This window comes from Luteibacter pinisoli (assembly GCF_006385595.1).
In the GTDB taxonomy this organism is placed as follows: Bacteria; Pseudomonadota; Gammaproteobacteria; order Xanthomonadales; family Rhodanobacteraceae; genus Luteibacter; species Luteibacter pinisoli.
On the sequence record NZ_CP041046.1, the window covers coordinates 31,464 to 47,393 of the forward strand.

Consider the following 15,930-nt stretch of genomic DNA (forward strand, 5'->3'; position numbering starts at 1 on the left):
CTTCCTGGTTTATCTATCGCCCTGGAAAGTTTGTGAATATTGGCTTCAGTCAATCCATCAATCACAGGAAGGATCTGATGGCGTGAGCAATCTCGGCATGATGGCTCTCTAGCGCGAAGTGGCCCGATTCGACAAATTGAACCTCAGCCTCGGGCACGTCGCGCCTGAAGGCTTCCGCGCCGGCGGGTAGGAAGAACGGATCGTGGCGACCCCATATCGCAAGGACCCGCGGCTTGTGCTGGCGAAGGTACTCCTGAAACTTGGGATAAAGCGCGACGTTTGATGCGTAATCCAAAAGAAGGTCGAGCTGTACATCGTGCGCCCCTGGGCGGGCCAGGTAGAAATTGTCCAGAGAGTATCCGTCAGGAGAAATCCGCGAGATATCGGGCACGCCATGCGTGTACTGCCAGTACGTCGTTTCGGGTGAAAGGAAGGCGCGCAGCGCGTCACGGTTCTCTTGAGTTGGTTCCTTCCAGTACGCGCGAATAGGGTCCCATCCATCACTTAGCCCCTCTGAGTACGCGTTTCCATTTTGGCTGACGATTGCGTCGATTCGCTCGGGATGCATCAGTGCGATACGTAAACCGACCGGTGATCCGTAGTCGAAGACATAGATGGAGAATCGGGGAAGACCAACGAGCTCAGTGAACCGGCTGATAATTCGGGCCATGTTCTCGAATGTATATTCGAAGTCCGTGCGCAACGGCATGGCCGACCGTCCGAAGCCCGGTAGATCCGGTGCCACCACGCGAAAGTTCCCACAGAGAGCGGGAATCAGGTCGCGGAACATATGACTCGACGTCGGGAACCCATGAAGGAGAAGCAACGCCGGTGCCACGGGCGGCCCGGCCTCGCGATACGCAATCTCGAATCCATCGACGTCGATGTGACGATACGTGACAGGGTACATAGAACCTCCGGGCGATCGGTGACGCGATCGCCTATGTCAGGCAAACTAAGGAAGTGGACTGACCGCCGATCAGGTGGCAGCTTGGCTCTGTGGCGATGGCTGGCATCGCGCCAGGTAGCAACGCGGAGAATGGGGTAGCCCACATCACCTGTTGCGCGGTCGATGGCGGAAGGAATAGTTCAAGAGCCAGCAATGCCATCATGAGGATTTTGGCGGCGGCCGGAGTGCTTCCAACGGCATATTGGGAGGCATCGCTGAGCGCAGCAGAGGAAATTGAGTTGGCCATTGGGTGCCTTCAGGTGTAGTACGTCCGCATTGGCTTCCCCCACACGTTCTCAGTGACCGGGAGTTGCCATAGGCAGGCCGTCGAACCGTAGTGGGACGGGGGGCTGCCTTCTTCACCCTTTCGAGAGCAAGTTTTCCCGTTCGGCACAACCTGGTTCGACCCATGCGCTATTTGCTTACCGAAACAGCGTGGCTTTCTACCCTTTCGGGGTTAGGATCTTGCGCATTGATTGCGCAAAATTAGTTGAATCTACCAAGCCGCGAGGCGCGCTGTGGCATCCGTGGACCGCATCATTCGTATCCTTATCGTTGACGATCACCCCATGATGCGGGAGGGGCTTCGTTCGACGCTTGAGCGCGAACGCGATATGAAAGTCGTCGGTGAGGCGTCCGACGGAAGCGACGCGGTTGCACGTTTTCGTGATCTTCGGCCGTCCGTCACGCTTATAGACCTACAGATGGCGCCTGTGGACGGACTGCAGGCGATCGTAGACATCCATGGCGAGTTCCCGGACGCTCCCCTCATCGTTCTGACGACGTATCCTGGGGATGCGCGGGTCGCACGGGCCCTCCAGTCAGGCGCCATGTCCTATCTTCTCAAGACCTCCTCGAGCGAGGAAATCGTGCGCACGGTGAGGGGCGCCGCTGACGGCAAGAAAGTACTTGCGACAGAGATCTTGCAGGATGTGACGGCGCACCAGGGCCTTGAATCGCTAACACATAGAGAGTTACTCGTACTCCAAATGGTCGCCCAAGGCTTCACCAACCGTGCCATCGGCGACGTGTTGCGCGTGTCAGAGGACACCATAAAGACACGCATGAAAAGCATTCTGGCAAAGCTTGGCGCGAACGACCGGGCGCACGCGGTCACAATCGCAATCCGACGCGGCTTTCTTGACCCGCAATAGGGCTCGCATGCTGATTGTCAATGGGTTGAACGACGCCGGTATATCAGCCGCGCGGGGACGGTCAGGGTCACGCATGTACCGATCCCCTCTTCGGTCACCAAAGCAAGGTGCCCGCCTATCTGGCGTGCTCGTTCGCGCATGCCGGTTATTCCCCAATGGCCATGGTGTTGCCTCAGCTTCAATAACCCCTGAGTAATGCCTCGGCCGTCATCCCTTACTTCTACGACCAGGTTCCAATACCCATATCGGATTCGAAGGCTTATCTGAGCGGCGTCGGCATGGTTCCGAGCATTGTGTAACGCTTCACGGAGGATCGCGACGACCTCCTGCCCTGGAGCGACCTTCAGCCGCCGGATGCGACCCTCGATGGTGGTGACATAGAAGGTGTCTTCACCACTGTCATCAAGGAACTCCATAAAGTCTTCTAGCGGGCATTCGGCGTCATCACTTTGCATCCGAAGTGCACTCACACGATCTCGTCCTTCTGCTGCGACCTTCCGTGCTTTTTCAACTGCCTGGCTCAGCGTCGGCCGGGACGTCTCGCCGATGACGTCCGAGCGGACGACCGATTCGACGGTAAATAGAAGCCCGTGGATGCTCTGCAGAAGCGTATCGTGGACCTCGCGTGCAATTCGCTCTCGCTCTTCCAACTGGATCCTGGAACGCTGGTTTGCAAGCCGGAGGCGCCACCGGTACAGAACGGCGAGTGCGACGATGAGAAAAAGGCCAACTGCGAGGCGAAACCAGACGGTTTGATAAAAAGCTGGCTGAATGCGAAGAAGCAGGGGATGGTCCATCACACCAACCATTCCGTCTTCATTGGTTACCTGCAGCTCAAACTGGTAGTCCCCCGGACCGAGATTCGTGTAGAACGCCTCGCGCCGCGTACCAAGGTTTTGCCAGGTTTCGTCCACGCCAACCAATCGAGCCTGAAACGTGGTGCGTGCCGGCATGGTGAGCGTCGGCGCTCCGAAATCGATACGCATGCTCCTGGTCAGCGGCGGAAGGCTCACTCTCGAAGATGCCTCGTATAGAACGCCCTCTGCGAGTACGGTCCATACCTCAGGTTTTGCTACGGTCCGGTTTCTGAGCAAATGACGCGTATTGACTGACGCAACCTCCCGGGTCGTCGTAATCCAGACACGATCATCCCGTCCCTCGGCTAGTGACGGCAGGGGCCTGACCTTGTCGGCCTGTCCGATCAGGCCATCCTCGGCGTCGTAGACCTCGTAGCGGACCTCGTGATCCGGACGGGCCGCCACTTGTTGCATTTCCTCCGAAGAAATACGGATGACACCTTCGTCTGCCTGTAGCCAGAGTTCGCCGTTCTTGAGCTGAACGATCCCGGTTATGCCGGAGAAGGCATGCCGCTCAGTACCATATAGGGAAACGAAGCGGTCTTCGATAATCTGCGCCAAGCCACTTTCGCCGCCGACGAGCGCGTTACCTCGCTCCAACGCCATGTCCGCGATGGCGCCGATGGCTAAGCCATCGCCCGGACCAAATAGCTTCACGTGGTCGCCGTCCTTACGCGCCAGGTGGCCGTCTCCAAAGGCGATCCACAGCCGGCCCCTGGTGTCCGATACGAGCCTTGTGAGTCGATCTGTGGCCAGGCCAGCCATCTCCTTGATAGAACTCCAGCGGCTTCCGTCCCGGCGATAGAGGCCAAGCCCGGATACCGCGACCCACAGTGCTCCAGCGCCGTCGACGGCGATGGACTGGTACCGGGTTACAGCCGAAGGCTCTTCGGTTGGCCCTGTGATACGGCTGATCTTTCCACGGACGATGTGGAAGAGGCCGGACTGCCCTGCCATCCAGACATTGCCTAGCCGGTCACGTGCCACGCATGAAAAGTACTGCCCCAATTCCGGAAATCGCGTGGAGTCAGGGGTTAGACGGTATGCCCCCCATGTTGTGCCCACCCACGCGTCACCATCGTTATCGAATGCGATGGCAGGCATGAACAAATGGTCATCGACCTCATGGGGAGTGATCCGGCTCTCGCGGAACTGATCGATACCCAAGGCGGTGGCGACCCAAATATTCGAGTCACGATCTTCAAAGAACGCGCTCACTGTACCGTCGGAGAGACCGTCGGCCGGGGTAAAGTCTTCACGTACTGGCGGTTCGCCCGCACCGGCGCTCCATCGGTACCGCTGTATTCCCTTGTCAGATGGAAGCCACAACGCACCCGCGGAGTCGATGAACGGCGTGGGATCGGCGTCAAGCAGCGACACCGGTAGGGACGCCGGTAAGCCGCGAAGTTGTGTCCGTACAGTGTCCTGATCAACTGGTTCGAAATGCGAACTACCCAGCGACAAGACGTACGAGCGATCAGTGACGGTCGTGATCCAGAGCCGCCCGTCTTTCGATTGGCTCAACGCACGAAGGGCACTTCCGTCGTATCCGTGCTCGCTATCCACCGGATGCCACGCGCCATGGGCGTACGTGGAGAGACCACCGGCACTGGCTGCCCACAACACGCCATCGGGTGTCTTGGCGAACGCGAACACCGTGCCCGGGGGCAACGAGTTCTTGTAGGTTTCGATGCGCTCCCCGGAAACGTGAGTGACGCCGCCAAAGTAGTAGCTGAGCCACATCGACCCGTCGGTGTCGAGAAAAAGCCCCTTGATCATCTGGCTCGGCAGCCGCCTGCTCAACGTTTGGTCAAAGTGCACGCCGTCAAAACGATAAAGGCCATTCTGAGACGTCATCCACAGGTAGCCCTCGCGATCCTGCGCGATGTCCGTCACTCGACCCGGAGCGCCATCAGCAGCCAGTAGCATCCGATGGTGAAACTGCGTGATGTGCAGCCGATTGGAGATGCCGCCGGTCCGAACCCGCTCCTGTGCCGTCGCCGAGACCCACGGTGCTACCAGCGCAACGAAACATGCGAACAGGAAGAAAGCGCGGGCGGATGCTCCGGTCATTTCAGGAATAAGCTCCCAAGTGGCTCACTGGCTATCGGATCTTGGTACGACAGATCCTGCCGCAGCTCGAATGATCGAAACGACGTCATCGGGCGATGTAATCATGGGGCAGTGGTCCGCTTCAGTCTCGTGAATTACCGCACCCATGCGTGCACCGACATATCGCTGGGTCTCCGGCGAGATCATACGGTCGCCCTGTGCGACCAGGTACCACGACGGTCGTTTCTTCCATAAGGGCTGACCCAGCGTCTCTTGTATGGCGGCGGCATGAATGGGCCGTTGCACCGCGCTCAGAACGGCCGACATGTTCTCATCGGCATCCTGAGCGAATGCATTCCGGAATGCATCATTTGGTAGCCAGAAGCGCCCGTCGTCATCCGGCGAAAGGGTCGGAGCATTGGGGTGTGGCGGATTTCTGAAGAAGACATCACCGACGCTTTCGCCTGCGTCCGGGGCCAGGCCAACAATGAAAACTAGCGCCACGACCTGGTCGTGGTCGATATTCGATATCACCGCTCCAGCGTAGGCGTGCCCTACCAGCACCACTGGGCCACTTATCCGCTCGATCACACGCCCTAACGCCCTGGTATCGTCGGTGAGAGACGAAAGTGGCAGCGGAGCCGCAACAACGTCGTACCCGCGTATCGTTAAATCCACGATGGTTTTTGCCCAACTCGAGCCATCGGCCCAAGCGCCGTGAACGAGAATGATGGATGGCTTTCTGGCGTGATCAGACATAAGGTTTCTCGGCTTCGAGAGGTGATGGATGGGATGCCCGGAATGTTCAGGGGAGTGCACTGGGAGGAGATGAAGGCTTGGCATCGTCAATGGCGTCGCGCGCCGACCCAGGCTGGACATAAAGGACCAGGCAAATCGCGATGACAGCCATCCCTGCAACCGGGTACAGGTAACCAGCGCCCACGGCGAACAGGAAGAGTCCAAGGGTCACGAGGGAACGTCTGCGCATAAACTGACGTGCTTCCGTTGGAACGGAGGAGCCCGCCTGTCTGTCGACGGTCTCCGCACAGAGCGCCATGTAAGTGAGATTCACCAAAGCGAACACGAAGGCATAGGCTGCCACTGCGGTGCCGGCTAGTCCGCTGCTCGCCAACCAAGCGGTCGCGAAAGGCACGAGGGAAACTGTAAATAGGTGAGCAAAGTTAGCCCACACGAGCCGGATGGCCGGGCGCTTGGCGTACTTGAGCAGGTGGTGATGGTTCATCCATACGATGGCCAGGAACAGATAGCTGACCGCATAACTCAGGCCCGACGGCCAGAGCGCCGCCAGCGCGTGAAAGGTCGTCTCATGTGGCGGGTGAAGCTCCAGAACCAAGATCGTGATCAGGATGGCGAATACGCCGTCTGAAAAAAAATTCAGACGCTCCGTTCCTTGTTGGTCATGTGTCATGAACGCGCCCTCGAGCCCCGTTGCATTGGTAACCGGTATAGATGCTCTATGCCGGTTATTCTTAGTTGCCTTAAAGTAACTTGTCAAGCAATATTAGGGCGGTTACCCGCATGACTGACCCAAACCCCTGGAAGTTGCTGATGAACCCCGCATTGCCACCTGCTGTTTTAGCCGAGTCAAAGGCTTTGGACTTCCTGAATTCGGTGGCGACACCGCAGACCACGCCCTTTGAATGGATCGTGGACGGCGCCGGACTTCTTGATTGGCTGAGCCAATCCGAACTGGTGCCCGACCAGGTTTTGCAGACTTTCAGAGCGGAAGGTGTTCCCGGTGAGCTGGACGCAGTCGCCAACCAGATCCGGGCCCTGAGGGAGTGGTTCAGAGGCTTCGTCCTGTCTCATATGGGACGTCCCATCCCCGCCGACGTCATCAATGAACTCGCCCCGCTGAACCGCGTTCTCGCGCGCGACGACCAGTTTGGGCAGATCGTCGTCGACCATCGCGACGGGCAGCTGGCCTGGCGATCACAGCGTCGCTGGCGATCGGGTGAAACCCTCATGATTCCCATTGCGCAAGCCATGGCTGAACTCATTACGTCGGGAGATTTCGTGCACGTCAAAGCCTGCCAAGGCCATGACTGTTCGATGCTTTTTGTCGACCGAACGCGAGGTCGCGCGCGGCGCTGGTGCAGCATGGGTATCTGCGGGAATCGGGCCAAGCAAGCAGCGCACCGAGATCGGCGGGGCGCTGCGTCGAACACGGCGATACGCGACAGAGTTTGAAGCCACTCCGATGGCGAAGCTTCACCCGATAGGGTTGCTGGCCCGTCGCACGGCCAAGCTGCCATGAGTTTCGGCACGCCATAAAAGACAAGCGATACCCGATCGTGTATTGCTTGACCGAAAAGTAACTGCTATAAATTCCTCAAACAGGTTACTTGCGCGAGCGAACAAGCGCGCGCTGCCATTGAGGAGGTCTTTATGCGTGCCATCGTGCTTGAGTCTTACGGTGACCCCGAGCAGAGCTTGGTCTATCGCGAGGTTGCTGACCCCGTGCCGAAGAAGGGTGAGGTGACCATCGAGGTCAAGGCATTTGGCCTCAATCACGCCGAGATCCATATGAGGCGGGGTGAGTGGGCTGAAGCCGCTCCGATCAGCGGCATCGAATGCGTCGGCGTCGTCGCAGCATGCCCCGGTGGCGAGTTCTCCGTCGGTTCGAAAGTGGTAGCGTTGATGGGCGGAATGGGGCGGACGATCAGCGGGAGCTACGCTCAGTTGACCCAGGTTCCGGTGACCAACGTCGCTACCATCGAATCTGACCTCCCCTGGGACATCCTTGCGGCAATCCCTGAAACGTTCGCCACCGCGTGGACATGCCTGTTCAGGAACCTGGAGCTGCAGGAAGGGCAGACGCTTCTCGTGCGTGGAGCGACCTCTTCGTTCGGCCAGGCAGCTGTGAAGCTGGCTATTGCGGCCGGGGCTCGCGTGATCGCGACGAGTCGCAATGAATCTCGATTTGAGCTCTTGAGTCGTTTAGGTGTCGAGGCCACCGCCATCGAAGGCGGAACCCTTAGCGAACGCCTCCCCCAAACCGGCCACGTGGACGCTGTTCTCGACCTCGTTGGCAATTCGACGTTTATGGACTCGCTTCGTATCGTGCGCCGCGGTGGCCGCGTGTGCCTCGCCGGATGGCTGGGCGGACTGGACCCCATTGATGGGTTCAATCCGCTCTTGCAGATGCCGAGTGGCGTTTATCTGACCTTCTTCGGCAGCTTTGTCTTCGGCACTCCAGGCTTCCCGGTGTCAGACGTGCCATTCCAAAAAATTGTTGACGATATTGCGGCCGGACGTCTTGATGTTCGCCCGACCCGCGTCTTCGGCTTTGACGAAATACACGAGGCGCACCGTGTGATGGAAGCCAACCTAGCGGGCGGCAAGATGGTCGTGGTGCATTAGGAGGTGCGCGGGGCAATGCGGACGTTCAGCAGCTGATGCATCCGGATCAACTGGGTACGACCGAACCGCTTGCTTTAATGCTGTCCTCTGCAGTGACCCGAAAGGGTGAAGCCAGGTGGAGCCTGAAGCGCTAGGTTGCGACCAACCTCCCCGCTGAACAGCTCTTTCAGTGCATGTCTCAGAATCTGCGGGCGGGGACCATGTGGCATAGCCCGGGAGATGAAAATGAACACGTTCACAGTGCCCAGTCGCGATGACGTCTCACCCGCCAACCAAGCCCTTTTCGACAAGCTCCAAAAAACCATAGGTAGCGTTCCGAATCTATACGCCACGCTCGGCTACTCAGAGCACGGATTAGGAACCTATCTGGCGCTCAACGGGGCCAGGACAACTATTGCCGGCAAAGCCCGAGAGATCGTGAATCTGGTAGTGAGCCAGGTCAACGAATGCGATTACTGCCTGGCGGCTCACACCGCCATAGGAAAGATGAGCGGCCTCACCGAGGCTCAGATCATGGAAGCGCGCCGCGGTCGAGCCACGTTTGATGCGAAGCTCGACGCGCTGGCCGTTTTCACACGAAGCCTTGTAGAAAACCGGGGGAAGGTCGATAGCGAAGCGCTTGACGCTTTCTTTTCGGCTGGATGGACCAAAGAAAACATGGTGGACGTGATCGTCGCGGTAGGTGACAAGACGATCACCAACTACCTGCATTCCGTTACGAAGATCCCGGTCGACTTCCCGGCAGCGCCGGCACTTACTGCATAGGCGCACACCACCCAGGCGACTAAACAGCCGCTAAGCCCGATCCGTGGCGCGCCTCGAGCGACCGAATGACATCCTGCCTCAGCAAGTAGATCGACACGACCAGAAGTACCAGATCTTTCAGTAGAAAGGCAGCGTTCATCGCCATCGCGGGAAAGCCTCCCGCTGCTTGATCCCATCCATTCGGGACAAAGGGCAGGATCGTAAAGGTCGCAACGAATGTTGCGGCGGAGCCAAGCGCTCCTAGGACGCCGAGCGACGGGCTCCAGAATCCCAACAACAAGAGAAGCCCGAACGTCCACTCCGACGTTCCAAGAAGGATGGAGGTTCCGTGGATACCCAAGACGGGAATCGTCCAGAAAATCAACGGGCCATGGGTGATAAGCGGAGCGAGACCTCGTATCTCCGATTCAAACCACTTTCCATATCCGAACCACGCGAATATGACGACCATCGATCCTCTCAAAAGATGGTAATCGAGGTCCTTCTTGAGGATCCCGGACTTGCTCAATAAACGTAGTAAGAGGTCCACGATCACGTCTCCTTCTCAATCTTTCGGAAAGATTCCCCCCAGCTACCTACACGCAGGGCTGCCGGTGGAACAGCTGCAGCATCGACTTTAAGATGCGACTACCGATCATGAGAACAACCGAATGGAGCAAAGTGACGATATGAGAGTGTCATCCCCGTCGCTCAGAACTGCTATTAGCGCCGCTTCAAATTGACGCGTTCCGGATGGTGTGGTTTCCCTAAGTCATACCTTCAGCCTTCTACGTTGACGCCCGCGCCTCGCACGTCATTGTGCTCCAATGCTGGGCGTCGTTGTGCCAGTCCACATAACCGACTCATTCGAGAGGCGAATGCCGCCCTCTGGCATGCGAGGGCCGCTTACTTATCCGCAATTTTGAAGTATGAAAGCGGGGGTGTACCAACTTGCCGCTTACGCACGAGGGCTGTTCACTCATAGCGTGGGCGACCAGACGATCCCGTTGAGTTATTCAGCGGGATCGTGCGAGGAAGTGGACATTTTTTAGATCGTCATAGAATGCTGGTGCATCTATTGCTACGCACGGCCATCCCACGGCTACCTCAACCTTTCCCCCGGCCTCGACTTCGAGACCAAGCTCTTCGCCAAGACCAACCTGGCCGAGACCCTGCGTGGCGAGCTGGCCAAGAAGAACTACACCTGCAAGCCGATCAACATCGGCAGCAACACCGACCCGTACCAGCCCATCGAAAAGACCTGGCGGCTGACCCGGGCAGCGCTCGCGTTACTCAATGAGTGCCATCATCCCTGTACCATCGTGACCAAAAACGCTTTGATCGAGCGCGACCTCGACATCCTCGCGCCGATGGCCGAGCGGAACCTGGTCCAGGTGTTCGTGTCGATCAATTCGCTCGACAACAAGCTGGCCTCGAAGCTGGAGCCACGCGCCTCGGCACCGCATCGGCGGCTGCAGGCGGTGAAGGCGCTGCATGACGCCGGCGTGCCGGTGGGCGTGCTCGTTGCGCCGATCATCCCCGCGCTCAACGAGAAGGATGTCGAAGGCATCATCGAGCGGGCCGCCGCGAACGGCGCGAACTCCATCGGTTACACCTGCGTGCGTCTACCGCACGAGCTGAAGCAGCTCTTCCGCGAATGGCTGGACCTGCACTACCCCGACCGCGCCGCGCACATCATTAGCCTGATCCAGCAGATGAATGGCGGGAAGGACTACGACTCGAACTTCGCCACGCGCATGCGCGGGCAGGGGATCTTCGCGGACATCATCCGTAAGCGGGTGCAGGTGGCTTCGCGCAAGGCGGGGCTGCATCGGGCGTGGGATACGGTGTTGGATACGTCGCAGTTCGTGCCGCCGCGGATTCATTCGCCGCAGGGGGAGCTTTTCTAGAGCATTCCCCAAGGCATCGGTTCTGCCTATCCGAGGCGATCATGTGTGCCGTGACTGGCATCCAAAGGCATATCGGAAACAAGCGGCAATCGCACCCGCACACGAAGGCCACCGCTTTTTCGGGTCTCGAGTTCGATCTCACCACCGTGGCCCCGCACGGCGGAGCGCACGGCCGATAGGCCAAGGCCCGCGCCGCCGGTTTGCCGATTGCGCGAGCTTTCGAGGCGAAAGAACGGACGGAACACGTCCTCGCGCTGCGGAACGGGGATGCCGGGGCCTTCGTCGTCGACCAGCATCTCCACGTACTCGCTGTCGGCTGAAAGCGTTACCGCCGCGCGGCTGCCGTACTTGACCGCGTTGTCGACGAGGTTCGCGATGGCGCGACGAAGGGTAAGCGGGCGACCCACGTAGGCAATGCTGCCAGCGGTATGGAACGCGACGTCGCTACCGGCATCGCGGAAGTCGTCAAGCACGGTGTCGACGAGTTCGGTTAGATTGAATCGGGTGGGCGGCTCGGGGTCGCTGTCATCGCGGAAGAAGCTCAGGGAGGCGTCGACCATCGCCTGCATTTCATCCACGTCACGAAACAGCTTTCGCTGTTGTTCCTCGTCTTCGATGAACTCGCCACGAAGTCGCATGCGCGTCAGTGGCGCACGCAGGTCGTGCGAGATCGCCGCCAGCATGGTCGTCCGGTCGGCCACGTAGCGTTGCACCCGCGCCTGCATGTCGTTGAACGCCTGGCCGGCAAGGCGGATCTCCAACGGGCCCGTGACGTGCACCGGTGGCGCGTTGACGTCGACGCCGAAACGCTGCGCCTGTTGGGCGAAACGTTCCATGGGGCGTGCGAGGCGGCGGCTGGCCCATGCCGCGACGAGCAACCCGCAGACGACCTCAAACACGCCGGTAAGGACGTTTCGGGTGTTTCGGTTGAGGCCCCAGGCACGCTCCGGCGGGACGAAAAGCAGCCATGAACCATCGGAAAGGTTGATGGCCAGCCCCCAGCTGGTTTCGGGACGCCCATGGACGTCCAGGTCGCCAGGCTCATACGCGATGACCTGCGCCGTGGGGCGCTCCATCAACGCACGGATTTTCCTTCCTACGGAGTGCGAGGTGGTCGACGCGATCGGTACGGGGAGACCGCCGGCCGTCGGTAGCCATGTGGTTCGGAAGGCCGAACTGCTTGCAGAGGCCGCCAGCCGCGGTCGCCACCCCGGTGGCGAAGCGTCGACGACCCGGGCAACGGCGACAGCCTGGTCGATGAGGCCAATGTCCTCGATGCCCGGCTTTGCCCAAACGCCCGCGAATGCGACGAACGCGGCATTCATGCCGGCGGCGATGGTCACGGCCGCGACGATATTGAGCGCTAACCAGCGACCAATCGTGTCGAACGCCCATCGGCCCGGACGCATCACAGCCGCTCCACCCGCGCATTGAATATGTAGCCCACGTTGCGCACGGTTCGGATAATCTCGGGATCGCCCGGGTCTTCTTCGATCTTCCGTCGCAGTCGGCTGACCTGCACGTCGATGCTGCGATCGAACGCCTCGTGGGCCGGACCGCGCGACATGTCGATCAGTTGCTCGCGCGTGAGAATGCGTTGTGGATGCTGCGCGAATGCCACCAGTAATTCGAACTCGCCGCCGGACAGGGGCGTGAGGGTAAAGTCGGACGACCGCAGCTCGCGCCGAACGATGTCCAGGCGCCATCCGCTGAAGCAGAGGGTAGGGGAATGATCGCCGGCGGCCTTCAACGACGGTGCATGGCTTCGGCGAAGCACCGCCCGGACGCGGGCGAGTAGCTCGCGTGCGTCAAACGGCTTGGTGACGTAGTCATCCGCGCCGATTTCCAGGCCCACGATGCGGTCCGTCGCCTCGACGACACCTGTCACCATGATGATCGCCGTCCTGCCTGCGGCACGGATCCTCTTGCAGAGGCTGAAGCCATCCTCGTCGGGCAACATCACGTCGAGGATGACGAGATCGTACGAGCTCTTCGCAAAGCGGGTGTCCAACTCCTTGCCCGATGCCGCCGTATCGGTTTCGAATCCATTCCGCTGAAAAAACCGCTGCAGCAGCGAGCGGATTTCCTCGTCGTCATCCACGATGAGAAGGCGTTGCATGGTGGGCCTGTTTCGAATCTTGTGAGCCTTTATAGCCGCTTACGCGGCCGTCATGTCATTTGTTTCTGACGGGAAACATTATTTCCCGACAGTCGCACATGGGAGAAACACGGTACGTAAACGCCCCGCACTCTCGATCGGACCTCCCCTAGCGAGACCGTCCGATGCCCTCTGCCCGCCGATCTTCCCTGCGCCTGCTCCGCCCCGCCAGCAAGGTTGCGGGGGCCGCGTTGGCCCTCGCCCTATCCGGATGCTCGCACGGGGTCCGGCCTTCACCCGAAGCGTCCACGCCGAAGCCTGGCGAGCCGATCAACCGCGCCGTGTTCGCCTTCAATCGCACGCTGGATCGTGGCGTCATACGCCCGGTCGCCCGTGGCTACTCGCACCTGCCCCGGCCCGTCAGGAGCGGTGTGCGCAATTTCTCGCAGAACCTTCGGGAGCCGCTGGTCTTTGCCAACGACCTGCTCCAGGCCAACGTATTGCGCTCGCTCAACACCGCGGGACGTTTCGTCGTCAACAGCACGGTTGGCGTCGCGGGTATCTTCGACATCGCCAGCCGCTGGGGCATGCCGCGTCACGATGCCGACCTCGGCCAGACATTCGGTGTGTGGGGTATCGGCGCCGGACACACGGTGGAGCTGCCGGTGTTCGGATCGTCGAACGTTCGCGATACCGTTGGCCGTGTCCTGACGCTCGCCTTTTACCAGCCGGGTAGCCAATCGGATACGGTGTCGAGCGTGAATGCCGTGGCCACCGTGGGCGGCATCGTGGATGGCAGGGCGCGTGCCTTGCCGCTCACCGATCGGCTCGAACACTCTCCTGACTATTACGCCGCCCTGCGCGATAACGCTGCCGAGCGTCGCCGCGCCCTGGTTGAAGACGGCCGCCGCGGTGAGATCCGCGCCGCTAAGTCACCGGCCGAAGGTCGTGCCGCCACGGGGCTTCCGATGAATCCCTGATCCGATCCGCGATCGCCACCGAACATATCTGCACGTTCAATGCGCAGCTTTGTCAGTGCCCGACAATTTTTGTTCTTGATAGCTTAGTGGCATCGGCGCGATCCGCCTTCCTACAGAGAACGTTATGCAGATCGGATTCATCGGTCTCGGCAGCATGGGCTCCGCCATGGTTCACAACCTGGTCAAGGCCGGGTATGAGGTACGTGCGTGGAATCGTAGTCCCGTCGCCGCCGAGGCGTTACCCGGGGTGACACTTCTCGGCAGTCCGCGCGAGGCGGTCCAGGCTGATGTGGTCTTTACCATGTTGTCGGATGACGCCGCGATCCGCGAGGTGGTGCTTGACGCAGGCCTGCTAGAAGACGCCCGGCACGGATTGATCCATGTGGTCACATCAACGATCTCGGCCGCGTTCGCAAGAGAACTGGCGAGGCTGCACGAGGATGCGGGGATCGGCTACGTGTCGGCACCCGTGCTCGGACGCCCGAATGTCGCGGCAAGCGGGCAGCTCAATATCCTCGCGGCCGGCAAGGCCGATGCGGTGGCCGTCATCGAGCCTGTGCTCGCTGCGCTCAGCAAGAAGGTGTGGAAACTCGGCGAAGATCCGGCCCGGGCCAACGCCGCTAAGCTCGCCGCCAACATGATGATCGCCATGGCTATCGAAGCCATGGTCGAAGGTGTCGCGCTAACCGAAGGCGTGGGTCTCGACCGCGCCGACTTCTTCGAGCTGATACTCGGAACGCTTTTCACCGGTCGCGTTTATGAAAGCTATAGCGCACAGATTACTTCGCGATCATTCGAGCCAGGCTTCAAAGCAAAGCTCGCGCTCAAAGATATGCGGCTCGCGAGCGAGCTCGGGAAGGAGACGGGCTGCACCGTCCCCATGCTCGATGTGGTCCGCGAACGCCTGAGTAGCGTCGTTTCAGCCGGCCTTGGCGAGATGGATTGGTCCGTCATCGCCGATACGGGGCGTAGCGCATGAAGACGTGGCTGATCACGGGCTGCTCCAGCGGATTTGGACAGCGACTGGCGATCGCTGCGGCCGCGCGTGGCGATCAGGTCATTGCCACGGCCCGGAACGTCGAAGCCATACGGGAGATGGCCCGCCCCTTCGATGGACGTATGGTCACCTTGCCGCTCGACGTGACCCATGCGGCCTCGGTGAGTACCGCCGTTGCGAAGGCCCTGGAAACGTTCGGAGACATCGACGTCCTCGTCAACAACGCCGGCTATGGGCTGTTCGGAGCGATCGAAGAGGGTACGCCCGAGGAATACCGTCCCCTCTTCGAGGTGAACGTCTTTGGCCTGATCGAGACGACGCGCGCCGTGTTGCCATCCCTCAGGCGGAAACGCGGGATCATCGTCAACATGTCCTCCGGCGCCGGCATCGCAGGACATGGCGGGGGTGGGTATTACAACGCCACTAAATTTGCCGTCGAAGGTTTGTCCGAGGCCCTTGCGGGCGAGCTCAGCCCGTTGGGCGTGCGCGTGGTGCTGGTCGAGCCGGGACCGTTCCGAACCGAGTTCCTAGGCCGCTCGATCAGCGTGGCGGCAAACGAGATGCAGGAATACGCCGCGAGTTCACGGCGTCAGTATCGCGAGACGAACAACGGTAATCAGGCTGGCGATCCCGATAAGGCGGTTGCCGTGATCCTGCAGGCCGTCGATGCCGAAGAGCCGCCGTTGCATCTTCCGCTCGGCCCGATTGCCCACGGGATTGCCGAACGGAAGCTTGCCGCGTTCCGTAAGGACATCGACACGTGGCGCGACGTTTCGATCGAAACCAATTTCGATGGAGTGTGACG

The 15,930-nt window shown here is 60.1% G+C and carries 15 protein-coding genes; 8 read left to right on the top strand and 7 right to left on the bottom strand.

Annotation, left to right across the window (positions count from 1 at the left end; translation table 11 throughout):
• Nucleotides 1-61 precede the first annotated feature (61 nt).
• On the bottom strand, nucleotides 62-910 hold the full coding sequence (locus FIV34_RS00145) for an alpha/beta fold hydrolase (RefSeq protein WP_139978464.1): 849 nt from the start codon (nucleotides 908-910) through the stop codon (nucleotides 62-64).
• 566 nt (nucleotides 911-1,476) lie between these two features.
• On the opposite strand from FIV34_RS00145, the gene FIV34_RS00150 reads away from it, so the two are divergent.
• The gene (locus tag FIV34_RS00150; protein WP_425462904.1) at nucleotides 1,477-2,103 is read left to right on the top strand and encodes a response regulator transcription factor; all 627 of its coding nucleotides are present in this window, start codon (nucleotides 1,477-1,479) and stop codon (nucleotides 2,101-2,103) included.
• A 17-nt stretch (nucleotides 2,104-2,120) separates the two neighbouring features.
• Here the strand turns inward: FIV34_RS00150 and FIV34_RS00155 are convergent, their stop codons facing one another.
• The 3 genes from FIV34_RS00155 to FIV34_RS00165 are packed head-to-tail and all read right to left on the bottom strand — an operon-like array spanning nucleotide 2,121 to nucleotide 6,441.
• Nucleotides 2,121-5,033: a sensor histidine kinase gene (locus tag FIV34_RS00155; protein ID WP_139978468.1), complete on the bottom strand. Its 2,913-nt coding sequence runs from the start codon at nucleotides 5,031-5,033 to the stop codon at nucleotides 2,121-2,123.
• Between the two features lie 24 nt (nucleotides 5,034-5,057).
• Nucleotides 5,058-5,771 (bottom strand): alpha/beta hydrolase, encoded by a 714-nt coding sequence (locus FIV34_RS00160; RefSeq protein ID WP_139978470.1) that lies wholly within the window; start codon nucleotides 5,769-5,771, stop codon nucleotides 5,058-5,060.
• Between the two features lie 46 nt (nucleotides 5,772-5,817).
• Nucleotides 5,818-6,441: a TMEM175 family protein gene (locus tag FIV34_RS00165; RefSeq protein WP_139978472.1), complete on the bottom strand. Its 624-nt coding sequence runs from the start codon at nucleotides 6,439-6,441 to the stop codon at nucleotides 5,818-5,820.
• A gap of 110 nt (nucleotides 6,442-6,551) precedes the next feature.
• On the opposite strand from FIV34_RS00165, the gene FIV34_RS00170 reads away from it, so the two are divergent.
• The 3 genes from FIV34_RS00170 to FIV34_RS00180 all read left to right on the top strand — a co-directional run bounded on the left by FIV34_RS00170 (nucleotide 6,552) and on the right by FIV34_RS00180 (nucleotide 9,161).
• Nucleotides 6,552-7,223, top strand: coding sequence for a CGNR zinc finger domain-containing protein (locus FIV34_RS00170; RefSeq protein ID WP_211352674.1), 672 nt, complete (start codon nucleotides 6,552-6,554; stop codon nucleotides 7,221-7,223).
• 198 nt (nucleotides 7,224-7,421) lie between these two features.
• Nucleotides 7,422-8,396: a zinc-binding dehydrogenase gene (locus FIV34_RS00175; RefSeq protein ID WP_139978474.1), complete on the top strand. Its 975-nt coding sequence runs from the start codon at nucleotides 7,422-7,424 to the stop codon at nucleotides 8,394-8,396.
• Nucleotides 8,397-8,621: 225 nt separating this feature from the next.
• A complete protein-coding gene (locus tag FIV34_RS00180) occupies nucleotides 8,622-9,161 on the top strand; it encodes a carboxymuconolactone decarboxylase family protein (protein WP_139978476.1) in 540 nt (179 codons plus the stop codon).
• Between the two features lie 19 nt (nucleotides 9,162-9,180).
• On the opposite strand, the gene FIV34_RS00185 is transcribed toward FIV34_RS00180, so the two are convergent.
• Nucleotides 9,181-9,690, bottom strand: coding sequence for a DUF417 family protein (locus FIV34_RS00185; protein ID WP_139978478.1), 510 nt, complete (start codon nucleotides 9,688-9,690; stop codon nucleotides 9,181-9,183).
• 523 nt (nucleotides 9,691-10,213) lie between these two features.
• Here FIV34_RS00185 and FIV34_RS00190 point away from each other — a divergent pair.
• Nucleotides 10,214-11,050 carry a PA0069 family radical SAM protein gene (locus FIV34_RS00190; protein ID WP_342777388.1) on the top strand — a complete coding sequence of 279 codons (837 nt, stop codon included), beginning with the start codon at nucleotides 10,214-10,216 and terminating at the stop codon, nucleotides 11,048-11,050.
• Between the two features lie 26 nt (nucleotides 11,051-11,076).
• On the opposite strand, the gene FIV34_RS00195 is transcribed toward FIV34_RS00190, so the two are convergent.
• Nucleotides 11,077-12,459 carry a sensor histidine kinase gene (locus FIV34_RS00195; protein WP_139978482.1) on the bottom strand — a complete coding sequence of 461 codons (1,383 nt, stop codon included), beginning with the start codon at nucleotides 12,457-12,459 and terminating at the stop codon, nucleotides 11,077-11,079.
• Nucleotides 12,459-13,169 (bottom strand): response regulator, encoded by a 711-nt coding sequence (locus FIV34_RS00200; protein ID WP_139978484.1) that lies wholly within the window; start codon nucleotides 13,167-13,169, stop codon nucleotides 12,459-12,461. The genes FIV34_RS00195 and FIV34_RS00200 overlap by 1 nt, the downstream gene beginning before the upstream one ends.
• 320 nt (nucleotides 13,170-13,489) lie before the next feature.
• Between FIV34_RS00200 and FIV34_RS00205 the strand changes: the two genes are divergently transcribed.
• The 3 genes from FIV34_RS00205 (at nucleotide 13,490) to FIV34_RS00215 (ending at nucleotide 15,928) form a co-directional block, all read left to right on the top strand.
• Entirely contained in the window at nucleotides 13,490-14,128 is a 639-nt protein-coding gene (locus FIV34_RS00205; protein WP_211352675.1) for an MlaA family lipoprotein, read from the top strand.
• A 124-nt stretch (nucleotides 14,129-14,252) separates the two neighbouring features.
• Nucleotides 14,253-15,107, top strand: coding sequence for an NAD(P)-dependent oxidoreductase (locus FIV34_RS00210; RefSeq protein WP_139978489.1), 855 nt, complete (start codon nucleotides 14,253-14,255; stop codon nucleotides 15,105-15,107).
• The gene (locus FIV34_RS00215) at nucleotides 15,104-15,928 is read left to right on the top strand and encodes an oxidoreductase (protein WP_139978491.1); all 825 of its coding nucleotides are present in this window, start codon (nucleotides 15,104-15,106) and stop codon (nucleotides 15,926-15,928) included. The genes FIV34_RS00210 and FIV34_RS00215 overlap by 4 nt, the downstream gene beginning before the upstream one ends.
• The last annotated feature ends 2 nt before the right edge of the window (nucleotides 15,929-15,930 follow it).

Bases quoted from the DNA above. Each gene is read 5' to 3' on its own strand.
- FIV34_RS00200 (WP_139978484.1), bottom strand. From the start codon at position 13,169: ATGCAACGCCTTCTCATCGTGGATGACGACGAGGAAATCCGCTCGCTG.
- FIV34_RS00145 (WP_139978464.1), bottom strand. From the start codon at position 910: ATGTACCCTGTCACGTATCGTCACATCGACGTCGATGGATTCGAGATT.
- FIV34_RS00215 (WP_139978491.1), top strand. From the start codon at position 15,104: ATGAAGACGTGGCTGATCACGGGCTGCTCCAGCGGATTTGGACAGCGA.
- FIV34_RS00180 (WP_139978476.1), top strand. From the start codon at position 8,622: ATGAACACGTTCACAGTGCCCAGTCGCGATGACGTCTCACCCGCCAAC.
- FIV34_RS00175 (WP_139978474.1), top strand. From the start codon at position 7,422: ATGCGTGCCATCGTGCTTGAGTCTTACGGTGACCCCGAGCAGAGCTTG.
- FIV34_RS00155 (WP_139978468.1), bottom strand. From the start codon at position 5,033: ATGACCGGAGCATCCGCCCGCGCTTTCTTCCTGTTCGCATGTTTCGTT.
- FIV34_RS00195 (WP_139978482.1), bottom strand. From the start codon at position 12,459: ATGCGTCCGGGCCGATGGGCGTTCGACACGATTGGTCGCTGGTTAGCG.
- FIV34_RS00160 (WP_139978470.1), bottom strand. From the start codon at position 5,771: ATGTCTGATCACGCCAGAAAGCCATCCATCATTCTCGTTCACGGCGCT.
- FIV34_RS00170 (WP_211352674.1), top strand. From the start codon at position 6,552: ATGACTGACCCAAACCCCTGGAAGTTGCTGATGAACCCCGCATTGCCA.
- FIV34_RS00165 (WP_139978472.1), bottom strand. From the start codon at position 6,441: ATGACACATGACCAACAAGGAACGGAGCGTCTGAATTTTTTTTCAGAC.
- FIV34_RS00210 (WP_139978489.1), top strand. From the start codon at position 14,253: ATGCAGATCGGATTCATCGGTCTCGGCAGCATGGGCTCCGCCATGGTT.